Raw genomic sequence first — 16225 nt, forward strand, 5'->3', positions numbered from 1 at the left:
TACATCTCTGCAATGCATCAGGGTAAGGACCTGACGAAAGGTCTGCTTGCGGCATTTGAGCAGCATCCGGAATTCAGCCGTACGGAAAAAGTGCGGATCGATATGCTGCGCCGGTTCGGGTACTACAGTACGGAATCGAATGGACATTTAAGCGAATATGTACCCTGGTACCGCAAGCGCAGCACGGAAATTATGGACTGGATTGACCTGGGAAGCTGGATTAACGGAGAGACAGGCGGCTACCTGCGGGTGTGCACGGAAGGGCGTAACTGGTTCGAGACTGATTTTCCTAACTGGATGAAGGAGCCGGCAATGGAGTACAAAGCGGAGAACCGCGGGGAAGAGCATGGCTCATATATTATTGAAGGACTTGAGACTGGCCGCGTCTACCGGGGGCATTTCAACGTCGTGAATCATGGCGTGATTTCCAATCTGCCGGAGGATGCGGTGATCGAAGCACCGGGCTATGTGGACCATAACGGTATCTCCATGCCGCTGGTCGGTGAACTTCCGCTCGGGCTGGCTGCGGTATGCAATGTCAGCGTATCTGTGCAGCGCCTCGCGGTCGAAGCCGCCGTGCATGGTGATGATCAGCTGCTGCGGCAGGCGTTCATGATGGACCCGCTGGTCGGCGCGGTCTGCAATCCCCCGGAAATATGGCAGATGGTGGATGAGATGCTTGTAGCTGGAGAGCCGTGGCTGCCGCAGTATACAGCTGCCATTGCTGAAGCTAAAGTGCGGCTGGCATCAGGCAACCTGATACCTACCCGGACAGATAATGAAGGGGCGGCCAGGCTAAAGGTGAAGTCCGTGGAAGAAATGCAGCTCGACCGCGATGCCGCGAATAAAAACGCCGGTGAGTCCGATAAGGGCAAGGACCGGGAAAAGGTACACTAGTATATAGAAGGGGCCAGGATAGAGAAACTGCTTCCGGCCTGCCAGGCAACAATGTAAGAGCTGCTGCTAATCCGGAAGCTTACTCCCGGATTAGCTTGTCGCTCTGCAATTTGTTGATTTTTTGGCGCACAGGCAGACTACAGAGAAGGAAGACCGCACCCAGAACGATAAGCAGAAGACCCGTGACAAGATTGATATTGGAGATAATGCTAATGTTGTTCAAAGCCACCAGCCCTACATTCATGAAGCCGAGGATAAGTTCCATCAGAGCGAGGGAGATCCACAGGCGGTGAATCCGTCTATAATGCTTTATTTTGGAGTCAGTATCCGAATAAATTGTAAAGGGACCTTCTGATGCTCTTCTTCTAAAAATCACCCACTTGTTGTAAACTGCATGTCCTTTGTTCATTGTCACATGTTCGACTCCGGCTTCCTCCATAAACTGCAGGTATTCCATAGATTTAGCCCCTTTTATCCCATCCTCAAGCAGCTCGATCCGGTAAATATATTCACCTTTGCTGGTTTCTTCAAATACATAATGGGCAAATGAATATTCGGTAAGCGCAAGTCCCTTAGCCGCCATCTCATTCAGCCATTGTTCTTCCTTTTCAAAGTTAATGAATAATTTGCGCACCGTATGACTCATTCCGATTCTCCTCCCAGTAGCTTTCTTCCGTTGGACAGCAGTTCATCCAGCCTCGTCAATTCAGTCTGCACGGCGAGGATGCCTTCATGCGTAATTTTGTATTCTTTCTTGCGGGAATCCTGAATGCCCTGAAGAGGCTCAATCCAGCCACGCTCTACCAGTGTGCCTAGTGCACCGTAAAGTGTTCCTGCACCAAGGTCAACACGCTGATTGCTCAGCAGCTTCACGTTCTGCATGATGCCATAGCCGTGCATTGGGGTGAACAGGGACAACAGAATGTAGTAGACCCCTTCGGTTAATGCTCCATAATCTTTGCTTTCGGGCAACCTGTATCACCTCATTAATATTGTATCGGATTTCGTTATATCGGCTAACGATATATATACTATATCGTTAGCCGATATAGATGTCAATGGGCTATCCCCAAAAACAGCCTAAGGTAATGTATAGAACTTGTCGAAATATAGATTGAGGAAGAAACAATAATTACCGGGGGGAAATGAAATTTGAGTATCAAATTAAATGTGAAAAGTATTACAATGCTTCTGTTAGTTTGCCTGCTTACAGTTATGGCCTGGAATCCGGCAGGGGCATCAGCGAAGACTGCTGCCGCGAAGACGATCCGGGTATACGTGCAGGACAAGGAAATCCACCCGAAGACAGCACCTGTAATTCAGGGAGGCAAGCTGTATGTCGAATTCCGGAGCGCAGTGCAGGCGCTGGGCTTCAGCTTCAAATATGATGCTGTTCAAAAGGTAATTACCGCCGTCTCAGAGGATGCTTCGTTCAAGATCGACCTGAAAGCTAAAAAGGCCTATGTAAATAATATTTCTTTCAGCGTGACAGGGACTCCGGTCTTCATCGGCTCCGGTGCGGATATCATGGTCCTTGCATCCATATTTCAAAGCACCTCATATATCAATGCCGACTATGACCAGAAACAAAAAACGGTGCGGATCTATGTGGATTTGCAGGGTAAACCCAAGAAGTCAGATCTAAAAAAGATCCGGGCGCTGCTTGAAGCCCATTATCAGACAGCCACAGGTCTGGCAACGATTCAGAGTCTCAACTTGGAGACATGGGGTACATATACAACATTCTCGGCAGATGTTCTGATCCATAAAAGCGGCGGCGAGCTGCTGGACCGGATCGAGCATGCCGAAATCGAGATGGAGCATAAAGCGGATAAAAGCTGGACTATTCACAATATAACTTCAGATACGGAATATCTGGATTATACTTCGCTGGCTCATAAAGAAATCAGTGTGCCTGATGTCGACAAAATGGCAATCATTTCACTGCTTGCTGCTGATTTCAAAGCCAGAAATGAAGAGAACATAGAGGCTCTGCTGGCGCTTCAAAACCCTGCCGGGAAGATGTTCACCGACTATCCCGATTTGGAATTGGTGAGGGAGTATCTGAAATTTACATATGATAGAGACGAACTGAAATATAATGGAGAATCAACAACTATAGTCGCTTATGAACCTGCTAGAGCCACGGTCTATTCCGTCTACAACTTAGGCAATAATGCCCAGCCAGAACTGCCTAAACTCAGACTCTACGTTCTTGTATCCGTGGTGAAATCAGTGGACGGTGTCTGGTATATGAATCCTGATGAGGATATCATTCTGGATTCCGAAATAGTAAAGTAAAAGGTGGAATTTATTCTGAATTCAAAGCACCCTCTTATCCGTTTTACCGGAAAGAGGGTCTTTGGTATGCGTCAGATTCTTATTTGACTGCTTCTCTTTTCCCAAAAAAGCTCTTGAGCGCCTGGTAGACTTCCTTTTTGTCCTTGATGACGTAATGCATGAATTGCTCCTGCTTCAGATGGCGGTAGGCGGACATCAGTGTACTGCTGCGGTTGTACTGGTTCACTTCACCGTAGCCGAACATGTTACTGCGCTTCAGCAGCTCTCCGATCAGCTTGACGCAGCGTTCATTATCCGAGGTAAGGTTATCGCCATCAGAGAAGTGGAACGGGTAGATGTTGTATTTGGCCGGCGGATAACGGCTGTCGATAATCTCGAGCGCCTTCTGATAGGCTGATGAGCAGATGGTACCGCCGCTTTCACCGCGGGTGAAGAAATCATGCTCGCTGACTTCCTTGGCTTCCGTATGATGGGCCAGAAAGACAATTTCGACCTTCTCGTACTGGCGGCGCAGGAAACGGGTCATCCAGAAGAAGAAGCTGCGGGCGCAGTATTTTTCAAAGGTCCCCATACTTCCTGATGTATCCATCATCGCGATAATTACTGCATTGGAATGCGGAACCGTAATATCATCCCACGTTTTATAACGCAAATCGTCGGGGCTGATGCTGTGAATGCCGGGCTTACCGTTACTCGCATTGCGCCGCAGGTTCTCCAGCAGGGTGCGTTTCTTGTCGATGTTCGACATCATGCCCTTCTTGCGGATATCGTTGAAGACGATTGATTTTACCTCGATTTCTTCCTTATCCTTCGGCGCCAGATGCGGCAGCTCCAGGTCCTGAAACAGAATATCCTCAAGATCCTCCAGATTTACTTCCGCCTCGACAGTGTCCTGTCCGGGCTGGTCACCGGCTTTATCCCCTTTGCCCGGCTGGGCGGACTGCGAATCGCGGCCTAACACATCCCCGACCTGACTGTCCCCATCCCCTTGACCGACATGCTTTTGCTTACGGAAATTATAGATGATCCGGTATTCATCCAGACTGCGGATGGGCACCTTGACGATTTGTTTACCGTCCGACATGATGATGTTCTCTTCGGTAACAAGGTCAGGCAGATTATCCTTAATGGCTTCCCTGACCTTTTGCTGATGACGCTCCTGATCCTGATGGCCTTTGCGGTGAAGGGACCAGTCTTCTTTTGACACGACAAATGCATATGGACCGGGTGACTCTGGCAGGATGACCACCTCCCATGGAATATAAATCGTTAGGGCATAGGCTTGAAGCTGAAGGATGTGCTGTAACTAAGTATATTCATGGGGATGGGGGATATGTGAACGTACTCTCTTTAACTTAAAAACGCACTGTCACCAGCTAAGGACGAGTATCATCTGTCTTATGATATATTAGCTATGGAGGCAGCATTTATATCAACCATTTAGGACACTTCAATATAAGAAGGAGCAGAGTATTTATGACGTTAACCTTGTTCAAAAATGGCAATCTGTCAGCCGTCGGACGCCCGGAAGAGGATGCTGTGCTTGTGGAGAATGGCATCATTATGGTCATAGGAAAAAGCCGGGAGCTGTCCTTGCAGCTATCCGGGCGGGAACATACAGTCACCGATTGGGACGGGGGGCATGTTCTGCCCGGTCTGGTTGATGCCCATGTGCATTTGGGGATGCACGGCATGAAGCTGGATATGCTGGACTTTACCGGCATGACCTCCAAAGAAGAGATGCTGCAGGCCATCGCGAAGCGGGCGGAGATCACCCCTCCAGGCGAATGGATTCTCGGCCTGAACTGGAATGAGAATGAATTCCAGCCTGCTGCAGCCCCGCATATATCCGAACTAGATGATGTAACAGACCGCCATCCGGTGTTTCTGACCCGGACCTGCTTCCACGCCTTTCTCGGCAACAGTGAGGCTTTCCGGCGGGCCGGAGTCACGGCATCAACTCCGGACTTTGCCTCTGGAGCTTATGGCCGTGACAGTGAAGGGAAGCTGAACGGCTGGATTTACGAGGATGCCGTTCAGCCGTTTCATGCTGTGCAGCCGGCTCCGGATTATGCCGCCTTGAAAAAGGCAGTCCGCAGAGGAATTAATGATGCGCTCTCTCTAGGCTTGACCGCTGTGCATACCGAGGATTTACGGCTACTAGGCAGCGTTGAAACCATGCTGCGGATCCACCGCGAGCTGAGGGACGAAGGGCTGTTCTTCCGCACGCATCAGCTGCTGTACTACCCCTTCCTGCAGGAGGTAGAGGAGCTGGGGCTTGCTGCCGGCAGTGGAGACAAATGGCTGCGGCTCGGAGCAGTTAAGCTGTTTGCCGACGGAGCCATCGGCGGACGGACTGCCCTGCTGGAGCAGCCTTACAGCGATGCACCAGAAACTTCCGGCATCGCAATCCATACTCAGGAGGGACTGAATGAAATCGTCAGAGCGGCCCGCAGGCTCTCCTATCCCGTAGCTGTGCATGCCATCGGGGACGCTGCTGCGCGGATGACACTAGCCGCGATGGAACATGTCCGTCTGCCGCAGGATGCAGCCCTTCCGGACCGGTTCATTCACGCGCAGGTGCTGAATCGCAGTCTGCTGGAGCAGATGCGCAGCCTGCGGCTGATCGCCGATATCCAGCCGCGTTTCGTGGCTAGCGACTTCCCCTGGGTGCTGGACCGGGTAGGCCCGGCAAGAACAGAATATCTCTATGCCTGGGCGAAGCTATTACAGGCCGGAATTACATGCGCCGGGGGGAGTGATGCGCCGATTGAGCCGCTGAGCCCGTTTTTGGGCATGCATGCCGCAGTGACGCGCAGTAAGCCGGGAGAGCGGAATGCGGGCTATCTGCCGGAGGAAAAGCTGAGCCTTGGGCAGGCGCTCCGACTGTTTACAGAAGGCAGTGCTGCTGCTGCCGGAGAAGAACGGGAACGGGGCCGGATAACACCCGGCTATCACGCGGATTTTACGGTACTAGACCGGGCGATCATGACGGATGCCGAGGAGTTGCTGCAGGCGAAGGTGCGGATGACGGTTGTCAACGGTATAGCAGCTTACAGTGCGGATTAACAGCGGTAAGCAGTTACTACGGATGTGTTAGGTGAAGAGGGCCCAAGTTTATGCAACCCTGACAACGGGTTAAACGTTAATAAGGGTAGAGATTACGATACCCTGTTAACTTGAGGAGGCCGTCAACATGAGATCACAACGTTCATTACCGGCAGTCGCGGCAGCGGCTGTACTGATGCTGGCGATAACGGCATGCGGAGGCAAAAGTCCTGTTGAAGCACCCGGAGAACCCACGGCTACCGCTTCTCCGCCTGTGGCCGAGAGTACTATTGCACCGTCAATCAGCCCGGCCGCTACTGCAGGAGCACAGACGATTCAGAGTACCGGCACTTATGTCGGCCAGATTGATAATCATTCTGTAGAAATAGAGACCGAAGAAGGCCCTACTGCTTTTGAATTGGGAGCAGGCACCGAGAATGCGCCTGAGAAGCTCGAGATGAATGATCCTGTCATTATCGAATATGTGGAAAAAGCAGTGGAAGGTGACCCTTCTATTGTACAGCGGGTACTTTCCAAGCTGATTAAGGCATCTGACTCTGGAGAAGAAGCCCAAGCTGGATCCTTGCCCGAAACCAAAGTGATCAAGCTTACGCTCGAAGGGATGGAAGAAGAGAAAACGGCCAGCCTTGCCGAAGGTGAAGGGTATTCACTGTATGTATTTGATATATTCACCTTCGACAAATCCAGTAATAAGCTGGCGATGAAGGTAGACCCCGGCTATTATGCTGAAATTACCAAGCTGCCTGCCGATTTTAATCTGGATGCTTTGACTGAGGAAGGCCGTGAAGAGCTTTCGGCTACGGGAAAAGTCACCGCACTCAGCCAAGATGAGCGGGATCAGCGTATGTCCGGACTAAGACTATACCTGACTGCAATGGGCTCCGGCCTCACCCGCCAATATATCGTTAAGGAGATTGACGGGCAGGGCTACATCATCAAGCTGAATATTCCCCAGCGTGAAGCCTCTGAAGGTTTCGGTCCGCATGTCTATGCATCGCTGGAATCGATCGTCAACCGCTAATTTCGCAGCAAGAAGGGCCGTCCCCAACATTCCGGGAACGGCCCTTTTACTGTAAGGTCCAAAAAGTTGAAGGCATCATAAATATTACGCGCCGGCATTGACCAGTATCGTAGCGATCAGCAGCATGAACAGCAGGAGGATCGCACCATTAATGATCGTACCGATAATGGCAAATACTTTCCGGCGCCGGCGGAGCGTCAGCCCGATAATGCCTATGACAGCACCGATGACATTAACGGCAGCGAGAATCAGTACGGTTAGCCCCAGGAACATAATGGTTTCGGAAGAATCAGCGATCACATCGTTACTGTTGCTAAGAATGTCAGAGGCTTGCATGCCTACGAATACGAAGGAAACCGCATAGCCGACCAGTGTAACCAAGGCGATGACAAAAGAGGCGATACCTGGTCCAGAATGCTTGAAATCACGTTTGTTTTCCTGAAATACATATTCTGATTCAATATTCGCCGGCGCTCCATGTCCGGATAAAGATGGGTCCGCCGGATCTTCCGGCAGTTCTGATCTTGGTGGTGGATTATAATCCATGCATTGCACTCCTCGTGAATAGGGTTGAATGACTACTCCTTTCACTTTTTCACAAGACAGCAGGAAATGCAAGCGTAATGATGAAAATTATGAAATTGGTCTGAGCTGGAATTCAACGCTGCGGATAAGTTAAGATAAGGAGAGCTTAAGGATAAGGAGTTGTAACTGCGATGCAACGAAGATTTATGGCTTGGGGGGCATTGCTGGCGATGCTGTCAGTGGGGATCGGCGCCTTCGGGGCTCATATGCTGAAGACAGTGATCAGTGAGGATCATCTGCAGGTGTATGAGACCGGAGTTCATTATCACATGGTGCATGCATTAGGCCTGATCCTGATCGCCCTGCTTGCAGGACAATGGGGGGAAAGTACCCGCCTGCGCTGGGCAGGCCGGCTGCTGATTGCAGGCATAGTATTGTTCTCTGGTAGCCTGTATGTATTAAGTATCACTGGCATCAGTATCCTGGGAGCCATTACCCCTTTGGGTGGTGTGTGCTTTATCGCCGGCTGGATTTGTTTGGCCTTAGAAGCTTTTTCCCGTAAAAGCTGATTCTGGTATCATAATTAAAAACAAGCACCTGCCCGCTGAATGAATCCCGGGAGGTGCTTGTTTGCATTGCTGAGAAGAAGGCCCTTACACAAATTCATCAATTTCATTAAGGTTGAAGGTATAGACTTGCTTCTCATCTACATGATAGACACTAATCGTGTAGGCTGCATCATCAAAATTCAGAATCCGGCAGGGCATAGACATCTGCTTGCCTGGACTGTTCGTCCGTAGACGGACCAACTGGTTGTTCTTAATATATTGCCGGATTTTTGCAAAGGCATCGGCTGGAATTTCAGGTGCCGACTTGGAGGCGTTGTGCTTTTCTGTTTGCTCGTTCGCCGGCTTTACTGGCAATTTAATGGGGATTGGCTGTGCAGACTCTTGTTTAAGGGCCATTTTTGCCGAACGGAGAAGTGTATCTATCGTTCTCCCCAGCTCAAGACCCGAGTTAATGTTGAAATCTGTAACTTTGTCGCTATTATTCAACACTTCCAGTAAAAATTGCAGTGCAAGCGGGTTGGTACGGGCATTAATCAAGATGTCGACGTTAAACAAATAATTACCGTCTGTGTTTTGTAGTTTCTTGTCCATATATCCCCCAGCTTTGTCGTTAAATCGATTGGTAAATCAAATAAACTATACCACTAAACAGGCAATAATCATATACCTGTTTGCTTGAAATAAGGACTAAAGGCTCCGGTATTTGTAAGCGGATAGGCTCATACGTCCACACGCGTATCAGGTTAGACGCATACACATACAACGTGCATATAAAAAAAGGAGGAGCTGCAAATTGGTTACGATAGAGCCTGTTCAGGTAGGCGGTCATACTCTGGTGGGTGTCGAGGTAAAGCTGCCCAAAACAACCCTGCTGACTGTCAGCACAAGCCGGGGATATATCATGTGCGGAGCACTCGACGTAGGCCTGCTTAATGATACACTAAGCGACCGGAAGATCATTGCAGCAAGGGCAGTAGGCGTGCGTACCTTAGCGCAGTTGCTTGCCGCTCCGCTGGAATCTGTTACTATAGAAGCGGAGAATCTGGGTATTGTGCCAGGAATGACTGGTGCGGAAGCACTGCTTCTCATGCTCTGAGTACCACTCAAAGCGCTGTTACAGTCATGAGGGGCCGCCAAGGCCCCTTATGTTCAGACAGCTGCAAAAAAAAGAGCATAAGGCCGCGATACATGGTCATCCTACGAGTAGGTGAAGGCTGCAGCTGTGCCGCAGCGTGCTTAGGAAGGACTGATTGTCTTTGTTTCGTCCTTCATCCGGAAGGGTAAAATGAATATAGACAACTGCAGCCGGAAGATGGACATGCTTGCCGGCAAAAATTATGGATAAGGATGGGATCACTAATGGCTAAAGCATCTAACAAGGTCAATACGGCTTCTCTGGAACAAGTACTTAACAGACAAGTAGCGAACTTGAACATACTGTACGTCAAAATTCATAACTATCACTGGTATGTAAAAGGAGAGCAATTTTTCTCCCTGCATGTGAAGTTTGAAGAGCTGTATGATGATGTTACCCTCAAAATGGACGAGGTTGCTGAACGCCTGCTCAGCATTAAGGGCAGCCCGGCAGCGACGATGAAAGAATATCTGGAAATCGCTACAATTCAGGAAGCAACCGGTAAGGAAGATACACGGGGTATGGTACAAACCCTGATTGAGGATTTTGCGACGGTAGCTGAGGAATTGACGGAAGGCATTGAGCTGGCTGAACAGATCAGCGATCAGCCGACTGCTGATTTGTTCATCAAGATCCGTACCGATCTCGAAAAAAATCAATGGATGCTGCGTTCTTTCCTGGGCTGAGAAGCGTAAAGTAACTTTTAAGGGCAAATGGAATAGAGCCTCCCGTGTGGAGGCTTTATTTTTTTGCTGCTACGGGGCACATTGAATAAAGTTTTGTGTACATATGTGATTCATGCAATTTGTAGACAGCTGCTGCAAGTTATATAATTCTTAATAAACTTCCTGTTTGTCATCCCGAGGATTGAAAGGAGAGGTCGCCGTTGAATGTTAACCCGGTAGCTCTGAAGGAGTGGGCTTCTGCCGTACAAGCTTTAACCGAAGGACAGCAAATTATGCTGCTGCGCAAGGGGGGCATTAAAGAAGAAACGAGGCGTTTTGAGCTAAAAAGCCCTTCGTTCTATCTTTATCCCACCTATGAGCATCAGCGTACAGAACTGCTCAAGGAGCAGTTTCGCCATCTGGTTGGCCAGACGTTGGCCGATGAAGCGGCAAGCACCGAAACCGTTCCATTACGCGCATATGCTGAAGCTGCAGCAGATCTGGAAGTTCATGATCTGGAACAGCTGAAGCGGCTGTATCCTTACCATATCTGGAGTGAAGGTCTCGCCGCCGAAAGACTGCGCTGGAAAGCCAAGGAGCCGCTGCATGTCCTGCTGCTTCGTGTGTACGTCCCGGATACACCGGTTACGATTCAAGTGCTCCCGGAATATTCAGGCTGCCGGTCCTGGATTGAGCTTACGAATGCTCCAGGTATACGGCAATGGCGGCCAGTTCTAAGTGATGATGCATTTGACAGCAGGAGAGCAGAAGTCGTATCCGCTTTGCAGGAATAACTTTCTATTAATAAGTGTTAAAAGATGGATGAATGGTTTGAAAATTGAAAAGCAACAATTGTAAAAACAAATACTTTGTAATAAAATTAGTGAGAATCATTGATAATCACTCGGATTCTGTTTATAATTATTACAATGTGATATAAAATCTAATTGTGCTGGCAATCAGGGAAATCCTGTGACAATACAACTTTCTGATTTCGCAAATTGATGAGTGGAGGGAATATTAATTATGGCAGCAGATTTTGTCATTGAGGGACTGAAAGCGACGATTGAAGGAAAAGAGATTCTGAAAGGGATCAATCTTCAGATGAAGGGTGGAGAAATCCATGCCATCATGGGACCGAACGGTACCGGTAAAAGCACCCTGGCTTCAGCATTGATGGGTCATCCGAAGTATGAAGTTACTGCTGGTACAGCTGTCCTTGAAGGAGAAGACCTGCTGGAGATGGCAGTTGATGAACGCGCGCGTGCCGGTCTGTTCCTGGCGATGCAGTATCCAAGCGAAATCTCCGGAGTCACTAACTCTGACTTCCTGCGCAGTGCAATTAATTCCCGCCGTGAAGAGGGCAGTGAAATTTCCCTGATCCGGTTCATACGTCAGATGGAAGCAAAAATGAAAGAACTGGAAATGAATCCCGAATTCCTGCACCGCTATCTGAATGAAGGTTTCTCCGGCGGTGAGAAGAAACGTAATGAAATTCTCCAAATGATGATGCTGGACCCCAAAATCGTCATTCTTGACGAAATTGACTCCGGCCTTGATATTGATGCACTCAAAATTGTTGCCGAAGGCGTGAACTCCATGAGAAGCCCGGAACGCGGCTTCCTGGTTATTACCCACTATCAGCGCCTGCTGAACTATATCAAACCCGATTTCGTACATGTCATGATGCAAGGACGTATTGTGAAATCCGGCGGACCTGAACTGGCTGAACGTCTGGAAGCCGAAGGTTACGAATGGGTTAAGGAAGAGCTTGGCATTGAAGATGAAACTGTAGGACAGGAAGCATAAATAAGACGCCAGGAAGGAGGAAACTACTTATGACGACGCAAACCATTCTTCCGGTGGATGCCGAAAGGCTCAGCGAATTATCGCAGAGCAGCGGCGAGCCGGGCTGGCTGAAGGACAGCCGCCTGCAGGCGCTGGAGCTGGCAGCTGAGCTGGAATTGCCGAAGCTGGAGAAGACACGGATTGAACGCTGGAATGTGAACAATTACGGGAGCTACAAAGCAAGCAAGCCGCTGGCTCAGCTTAGCGAAGCTCCTGCTTCCATTACGGCCCTGATCAAGGACCAGGAAGAAGGCAGCCTGATTATTCAGCAGAATTCAGGTGTTATCTATACCCGTCTGGCACCTGAGCTTGCAGCACAGGGAGTGATCTTTACCGATTTGCAGGCAGCGGTCAAAGAACATGGCGAGCTTGTGCAGCGTTATCTGCATAAGGCTGTATTGCCTAATGAGCATTCGATTGCGGCGCTGCATGCGGCACTTTGGAACGGCGGAGTCTTCCTATATGTTCCTAAGAATGTCGTAATTGAAACACCGCTGCAGGCTGTACTGCTCACTGATGATGCAGAAGCCGCTTTTGTTCCGCATATTCTCGTAGTTGCCGACACCAACAGTTCCGTAACTTATGTAGACAACTATGTGTCGGACAAAGCTGAAGCTGGTCTGCACAACGGCGCCGTTGAAGTTTTCGTGGGTGCGGGCGCCAAAGTCCGTTACGCTACAGTGCATCAGCTGGGCGTAGACACAACAGATGTAACTTACCGCCGTGCGGTTGTAGAGAATGACGGCACCATTGAATGGATTGTCGGCGAGATGAACTATGGCGATACAGCAAGTGACACCAAGTCAGTGCTTAAAGGTAACGGGTCAAGTTCTGATGCCAAAGTAATTGCTGTCGGTTCGGGCTCCCAGAAACTGAACTATACAACACAAGCCCAGCATTTTGGCAAAAACACGCCAAGTGACATGATCACCCGTGCGGTGATGCGGGATGCCGCCAATTCGATTATTAACGGAATTACGAAGATTGAGAAAGGCGCAACGAGAGCCGATGGACAGCAGACGGAAAAAGTGCTGATGCTGAGCCCGAAAGCCCGCGGGGACGCCAATCCGATCCTGCTTATAGACGAGGACGATGTAACAGCAGGCCATGCCGCTTCCGTAGGACAGGTCAATTACGAGCAGGTGTATTACCTGATGTCCCGCGGAATTTCACGGCATGACGCAGAAACACTGATCATATACGGCTTCCTGGCACCTGTAGTGTCGCAAATTCCACTGGAGGGACTGCGCAATCAGCTCCAATCTCTTGTGGAAAGGAAGTTAGGCCAATGATCAGCAGCAATATCCGGGAACAATTTCCCATCCTGAATCAGAATATCAACGGACATCCGCTCGTTTATCTGGACAGTGCGGCTACTTCACAGAAGCCGCTCCAGGTCATCGAGGCGGTGAAATCCTATTATGAATGGGATAATGCCAATGTCCATCGCGGTGTTCACACACTAGGCAGCCGGGCGACAGATGCTTATGAAGGTGCACGCGAGAAGGTGGCAAAGTTCATTCATGCCCGCAGCACCAAAGAGATTATCTTCACACGCGGGACGACTACAGCGCTGAATATTGTAGCTTCCTCCTACGGCCCTGCCGCAGTGGGTGAAGGTGACGAAATCGTCATTACGCAGATGGAGCATCACAGCAACTTTATCCCATGGCAGCAGCTGGCTAAGAAGACAGGGGCAACCCTGAAATTTATCCCGCTGCAAAAGGACGGAACCGTTACACTGGAAGATGCCGAGAACACAATCACGGATAAGACCAAGATTGTGGCGATCGCTTATGTATCCAATGTAATGGGAGTTACTAACCCGGTAAAAGAGCTTGCTGCGATTGCCCACCGCCATGGCGCAGTAATCGTTGTTGACGGGGCGCAGAGCACTCCGCATATGAAGGTGAATGTACAGGAGCTGGATTGTGACTTCTATGCTTTCTCCGGTCATAAGATGCTGGCTCCCACCGGTATTGGTGCTTTGTACGGCAAGAAGGCTTTACTTGAGGCGATGGAGCCGGTTGAATTCGGCGGGGAAATGATCGATGATGTCGGCTTGTATGAATCTACCTGGAAAGAGCTGCCGTGGAAGTTTGAAGGCGGCACACCGATTATTGCCGGGGCTGTCGGGCTTGGGGCAGCCATTGATTTCCTGCAGGACATCGGCCTGGATAACATTCACCGCCATGAAATGCAGCTTGCGGCCTATGCGGAGCAGCGGCTATCGGAGATCAGTGATCTGACGATCTATGGTCCCCGGAACCGTCAAGTGGGTGTAGTGACATTCAATCTGGGTGATGTCCATCCGCATGATGTGGCTACGGTGCTTGATGCCGAAGGAATCGCTGTCCGTGCCGGACATCACTGCTGCCAGCCGCTGATGCGCTGGCTTCAGGTCAGCTCGACCGCCCGGGCCAGCTTCTACCTCTACAATACCGAACAGGATGTAGATGCACTGGTTCAAGCTTTAATCAAGGCAAAGGAGTATTTCGCCTATGAACTTGGATGACTTGTATAGACGCGTAATTATGGATCATTATAAAAATCCCCGGAACCGCGGTTCATTTGAGGATGACGCACTAAAAATCGAACTGAACAACCCTACCTGCGGCGACCGTATTACGCTGCAGCTCAAAGTGGAGGACGGTATCGTCAAGGACGCCCGCTATAGCGGTGAAGGCTGTTCCATCAGCATGTCGTCCGCATCCATGATGACCGAAGCGGTCAAAGGGCAGACGATCGGCCATGCGCTTGAGCTTGCCGACCGGTTCTCTTCCCTGATGAAGGGTGAAGAAGCAGATTTCGGAGATTATGAAGATATAGAAGCCCTTTCCGGTGTAAATAAATTTCCGGCGCGGATCAAATGTGCCACTCTGGCATGGAACGCGCTTCGCAAAGGCATAGAAGTCGAAGAAGATCACCAACACCATTAGAAATAAGGAGGCTGATACCATGGCTAAGAAAGCGCCTGATATGGAGGAATACCAGTACGGATTCCGTGATGAGCACAAGTCGATATTTCAGTCTGGTAAAGGACTCACGGAAGAAATTGTACGGGAGATTTCCGCAATCAAAAATGAGCCGGAATGGATGCTGAATTTTCGTCTGAAATCGCTGGAGCAGTTCCGCAAGATGCCGATGCCTCAGTGGGGCGGCGACTTGGATGATCTCGATTTCGAGGACATCCAATATTATGTAAGACCTTCCGAGAAGCAAGGGAAGACCTGGGAGGAAGTTCCTTCCGAAATCAAGGAAACCTTCGATAAGCTGGGAATTCCCGAAGCGGAGCAGAAGTTCCTCGCGGGTGTCTCTGCCCAGTATGAATCAGAGGTTGTGTATCACAGCATGCAGAAGAACCTTGAGGATCAAGGGGTAATCTTCACTGATACCGATACTGCTCTGCGTGAGCATCCTGAGCTGTTCAAGAAATTCTTCGGAACGATTATTCCTCCGGCTGATAATAAATTTGCCGCACTGAACAGCGCCGTATGGTCAGGCGGAAGCTTCATCTATGTTCCAAAAGGCGTGAAATGTGAAGTGCCTCTGCAGGCCTACTTCCGCATCAACTCCGAGAACATGGGACAATTCGAGCGTACGCTGATCCTTGCAGACGAAGACAGCTTCGTGCATTATGTAGAGGGCTGTACGGCTCCAATCTACAGCACGAACTCCCTGCACAGCGCTGTCGTTGAAATTCTGTGTATGAAGAACGCACGTGTCCGTTATACGACCATTCAGAACTGGGCTCCGAACATTTACAACCTGGTAACCAAACGTGCTGTAGCTGAAGAGAATGCCACGATGGAATGGGTGGACGGCAACATCGGATCCAAGCTGACCATGAAGTATCCTGCGGTTGTCCTTAAAGGCCGCGGAGCCAAAGGTTCGGTCTTGTCGATCGCGGTTGCAGGCAAAGGCCAGCACCAGGATGCAGGCGCCAAGATGATTCACCTGGCACCGGACACCACATCAACCATCGTATCCAAATCGATCAGTAAACACGGCGGCAAGGTAACTTACCGCGGTCTGGCCTCCTTCGGCCGTCAGGCGGAAGGTGCGAAATCGAACATTAAGTGCGATACGCTCATTCTGGATAACCAGTCCACTTCGGATACGATTCCGTACAACGAAATCATGAACGACAACATTGTGCTGGAACATGAGGCTACGGTATCGAAGGTTTCCGAGG

The 16225-nt window shown here is 49.9% G+C and carries 18 protein-coding genes; 13 read left to right on the plus strand and 5 right to left on the minus strand.

The window, feature by feature from the left end:
* On the plus strand, positions 1–897 hold an 897-nt coding region (locus AQR02_RS05700), incomplete at its 5' end, for a family 4 glycosyl hydrolase (protein ID WP_483414269.1).
* Positions 898–976: 79 nt separating this feature from the next.
* On the opposite strand, the gene AQR02_RS05705 is transcribed toward AQR02_RS05700, so the two are convergent.
* On the minus strand, positions 977–1543 hold the full coding sequence (locus tag AQR02_RS05705; protein ID WP_054939749.1) for a DUF2812 domain-containing protein: 567 nt from the start codon (positions 1541–1543) through the stop codon (positions 977–979).
* Positions 1540–1869: a PadR family transcriptional regulator gene (locus AQR02_RS05710; RefSeq protein ID WP_054939750.1), complete on the minus strand. Its 330-nt coding sequence runs from the start codon at positions 1867–1869 to the stop codon at positions 1540–1542. Before AQR02_RS05710 ends, AQR02_RS05705 begins: the two co-directional genes overlap by 4 nt.
* A 180-nt stretch (positions 1870–2049) precedes the next feature.
* Between AQR02_RS05710 and AQR02_RS05715 the strand changes: the two genes are divergently transcribed.
* A complete protein-coding gene (locus AQR02_RS05715) occupies positions 2050–3198 on the plus strand; it encodes a stalk domain-containing protein (RefSeq protein ID WP_054939751.1) in 1149 nt (382 codons plus the stop codon).
* Positions 3199–3277: 79 nt separating this feature from the next.
* Here the strand turns inward: AQR02_RS05715 and yhbH are convergent, their stop codons facing one another.
* Positions 3278–4438 (minus strand): sporulation protein YhbH, encoded by a 1161-nt coding sequence (yhbH, locus tag AQR02_RS05720; protein ID WP_054942008.1) that lies wholly within the window; start codon positions 4436–4438, stop codon positions 3278–3280.
* 236 nt (positions 4439–4674) lie between these two features.
* Between yhbH and AQR02_RS05725 the strand changes: the two genes are divergently transcribed.
* Both AQR02_RS05725 and AQR02_RS05730 read left to right on the plus strand, forming a co-directional pair.
* Positions 4675–6267, plus strand: a complete 1593-nt coding sequence (locus AQR02_RS05725; protein WP_054939752.1) for an amidohydrolase — start codon at positions 4675–4677, stop codon at positions 6265–6267.
* 127 nt (positions 6268–6394) lie between these two features.
* A complete protein-coding gene (locus AQR02_RS05730; protein ID WP_054939753.1) occupies positions 6395–7288 on the plus strand; it encodes a hypothetical protein in 894 nt (297 codons plus the stop codon).
* Between the two features lie 84 nt (positions 7289–7372).
* Here AQR02_RS05730 and AQR02_RS05735 read toward each other — a convergent pair whose 3' ends face one another.
* Complete coding sequence (locus AQR02_RS05735) at positions 7373–7834, minus strand: hypothetical protein (protein ID WP_054939754.1); 462 nt, start codon at positions 7832–7834, stop codon at positions 7373–7375.
* Between the two features lie 170 nt (positions 7835–8004).
* Between AQR02_RS05735 and AQR02_RS05740 the strand changes: the two genes are divergently transcribed.
* Positions 8005–8382, plus strand: a complete 378-nt coding sequence (locus AQR02_RS05740) for a DUF423 domain-containing protein (RefSeq protein WP_054939755.1) — start codon at positions 8005–8007, stop codon at positions 8380–8382.
* Positions 8383–8466: 84 nt separating this feature from the next.
* Here the strand turns inward: AQR02_RS05740 and AQR02_RS05745 are convergent, their stop codons facing one another.
* The gene (locus tag AQR02_RS05745; protein ID WP_054939756.1) at positions 8467–8973 is read right to left on the minus strand and encodes a hypothetical protein; all 507 of its coding nucleotides are present in this window, start codon (positions 8971–8973) and stop codon (positions 8467–8469) included.
* Between the two features lie 202 nt (positions 8974–9175).
* Here AQR02_RS05745 and AQR02_RS05750 point away from each other — a divergent pair, with 202 nt between their 5' ends.
* From AQR02_RS05750 to sufB, 8 genes are all read left to right on the plus strand, one after another.
* Positions 9176–9478, plus strand: a complete 303-nt coding sequence (locus tag AQR02_RS05750; RefSeq protein WP_054939757.1) for a YunC family protein — start codon at positions 9176–9178, stop codon at positions 9476–9478.
* Between the two features lie 263 nt (positions 9479–9741).
* The gene (locus AQR02_RS05755; protein WP_054939758.1) at positions 9742–10203 is read left to right on the plus strand and encodes a Dps family protein; all 462 of its coding nucleotides are present in this window, start codon (positions 9742–9744) and stop codon (positions 10201–10203) included.
* 200 nt (positions 10204–10403) lie between these two features.
* Positions 10404–10976, plus strand: coding sequence for a DUF1802 family protein (locus AQR02_RS05760; RefSeq protein WP_054939759.1), 573 nt, complete (start codon positions 10404–10406; stop codon positions 10974–10976).
* Between the two features lie 232 nt (positions 10977–11208).
* Positions 11209–11991, plus strand: a complete 783-nt coding sequence (sufC, locus tag AQR02_RS05765) for a Fe-S cluster assembly ATPase SufC (RefSeq protein ID WP_054939760.1) — start codon at positions 11209–11211, stop codon at positions 11989–11991.
* A gap of 29 nt (positions 11992–12020) precedes the next feature.
* Positions 12021–13322 carry a Fe-S cluster assembly protein SufD gene (gene sufD / locus AQR02_RS05770; RefSeq protein ID WP_054939761.1) on the plus strand — a complete coding sequence of 434 codons (1302 nt, stop codon included), beginning with the start codon at positions 12021–12023 and terminating at the stop codon, positions 13320–13322.
* A complete protein-coding gene (locus AQR02_RS05775) occupies positions 13319–14545 on the plus strand; it encodes a cysteine desulfurase (RefSeq protein ID WP_054939762.1) in 1227 nt (408 codons plus the stop codon). The genes sufD and AQR02_RS05775 overlap by 4 nt, the downstream gene beginning before the upstream one ends.
* Positions 14532–14969, plus strand: a complete 438-nt coding sequence (gene sufU / locus AQR02_RS05780; RefSeq protein WP_054939763.1) for a Fe-S cluster assembly sulfur transfer protein SufU — start codon at positions 14532–14534, stop codon at positions 14967–14969. Before AQR02_RS05775 ends, sufU begins: the two co-directional genes overlap by 14 nt.
* Before the next feature lie 19 nt (positions 14970–14988).
* Positions 14989–16225 (plus strand): Fe-S cluster assembly protein SufB (sufB, locus tag AQR02_RS05785; RefSeq protein WP_425339961.1); only part of this gene is annotated, 1237 nt, incomplete at its 3' end.

The sequence above is a fragment of the Paenibacillus ihuae genome, from assembly GCF_001368795.1.
In the GTDB taxonomy this organism is placed as follows: Bacteria; Bacillota; Bacilli; order Paenibacillales; family Paenibacillaceae; genus Paenibacillus_AQ; species Paenibacillus_AQ ihuae.